The organism is Vibrio sp. A11 (genome assembly GCF_013048705.1).
Taxonomy (GTDB): domain Bacteria; phylum Pseudomonadota; class Gammaproteobacteria; order Enterobacterales; family Vibrionaceae; genus Vibrio; species Vibrio metschnikovii.
Window position 1 is genome coordinate 1 of record NZ_VHSI01000045.1, and the last position, 2,073, is coordinate 2,073.

Annotated in this window: 2 protein-coding genes; both read left to right on the plus strand. The window is 37.0% G+C overall.

Annotated features, from left to right (window positions below):
• The first annotated feature begins 297 nt into the window (after window positions 1-297).
• Window positions 298-990, plus strand: a complete 693-nt coding sequence (locus FKQ60_RS17155) for an AcaB family transcriptional regulator (RefSeq protein WP_346009515.1) — start codon at window positions 298-300, stop codon at window positions 988-990.
• Between the two features lie 619 nt (window positions 991-1,609).
• The gene (locus FKQ60_RS17160; protein ID WP_170906816.1) at window positions 1,610-2,002 is read left to right on the plus strand and encodes a hypothetical protein; all 393 of its coding nucleotides are present in this window, start codon (window positions 1,610-1,612) and stop codon (window positions 2,000-2,002) included.
• Window positions 2,003-2,073 lie beyond the last annotated feature (71 nt).

Below are 2,073 nucleotides of genomic sequence, written 5' to 3' on the forward strand. Positions count from 1 at the left end.
TCAACGACGTGTGTGAAAACATCGAAGCCATAAAATAAAAAGTTGATGATTCAAACTCGATTGGGTTTAAAAAATGTAAGGGTGATACTAGAAATCTCCAAAGTATCAGGCATTAAAATTAATGAAATGAAAGATGAAACGATCTACTAGATAATCAGTAAATCGGAGAGTTAAAAGTGAGTGACGCTATAAAAAATAAAGCAACATAAAAGAGAGTGACTCTGTGAATGTCGAATACAATCCTGAGATAAAAAAACCACGACAGAGCAAAAAAAACCAGAAGTTCCGCACCTAAATGTGACTTTTCTAACCAAAGACGCACCAGCACTTTTGTTCAGCAGAAAAGAAAAAAGAGGTGAAAACAAAACCAATTTCATCAGTGGTGCAGACTGGTTTGATAGCAAAATAAAAGTAATTTTAAATACAGTTCGTGATGATGATCCGTTTGCTGATCAACTGGTTTTCGATATAGAAAATGCTATTAATAGTTTATCTGAGCTTTATAAAGAAGAGCTTCAGAGCATCAAGTCTTCAATTGAAACCAAGCTAACTTACTTTCACACATCGTTAGAAATTTCAGACAAAGTCCACGTTGAAACTCACGCAATTAGCTTCCAAAGTCGACTCACTTTCGACTTATTGTGGGCATTAAAAGACCTTGATGAATCGCTTTATTCTCTTTATTTAAGCGATAAGTATGCGACCCTTCCGTCTCAACTAGTGACAGAAAAAAGACAGGAACTTCGAAAAGCATATCGAGTAATATTGCAGATGATTAACCGATGGAAACCCTCAGCAATAACCCGTGAAGATCTGGCTCATAACACTCAGCGCGTTGTGAAAACGTTTGAGATGAATGAGCAAATCGAGCTAACAAAAGAAGTTCTTATGTTAGAAAAGAGAGCGGCTTGTGCTCCCAACATCAAAACACGAAACTTCAATAAACTTGATCCTGCAACCAAAGAAAAGCTTACTGAGCTTTACGGCTAAATAGAGTCAACTCGCTTAAAAAAGCGATCTGGTTTAAAAGCTAGATCGCTTTTTTCGTTAAAAAGCAATATTAAAAACCCACACAAATCTAATCTATTTTACCGGAATATCTAACCTGTTTTGCCGGAACCTAACCTATTTTACCGGAATATCTAACCTGTTTTGCCGGAACCTAACCTATTTTACCGGAATATCTAACCTGTTTTGCCGGAACCTAACCTATTTTACCGGAATATCTAACCTGTTTTGCCGGAACCTAACCTATTTTACCGGAACACCTAACCTGTTTTGCTGGAACCTAACCTGTTTTGCCGGAACACCTAACCTATTTTTCCGGAACCTAATCTATTTTACCGGAATATCTAACCTGTTTGGTCGGAATATCTAACCTATTTTTCCGGAATTACGGTTTTTTTTCCTATCATAAAGCCACTTTTTTTGACTCGATTTTCACTATATATAATATATATAAAGATAAGCTATATAACATCGACTGAGGTGTTGTATAGCTTGCTTTTTATTTTTGGTTGTTTTGGTTGGTTTGCTCTTGCCTTAAATGTGGCGTGAAATCTGGCGATTTTTTGGGGGTGGGTCGTTAATGATAAAAAAGGAGACAAACATGAAATTATTCGTTTATTCATTAGCGCTGATTTCCACATCAGCTTTTTCGTCCACTGTGATGACAAATGATGTCAGTGGAAATATATACATTCAAAAAAGTGGGTATACAAAAATTAAAGTGGATACGAATCTTGAGCAGAAATTTCCGCTACTGGAGGTAAGGACGTTCGACATCCCTTCGTCGGTAAAAAATATCGGCCAAGCTCTGAATTATAGTTTGGCGCTTTCAGGGTACAAACTTGATGATCTAAAAAGAACCGAACAAAAAGTTTCAAATCTATACACGTTAAATCTTCCTTTCACAAATCGAGAGTTTGCAGCAGTAACAACGATGCAAGCAGGGCAAGATCATGAACGTTTTTTGCGCAATGCGAGGTTAAGTTTGACCTGACGTGCGGGCTGTGATCTTATGCTCCTTTTTTAAGGTGTTGCCATGAATATTAATACCATCAAAGAGCACTT

What these genes read in the sequence shown, in the direction of transcription:
- FKQ60_RS17160 (WP_170906816.1), top strand. Translation starts at nt 1,610, where the DNA reads ATGAAATTATTCGTTTATTCATTAGCGCTGATTTCCACATCAGCTTTT.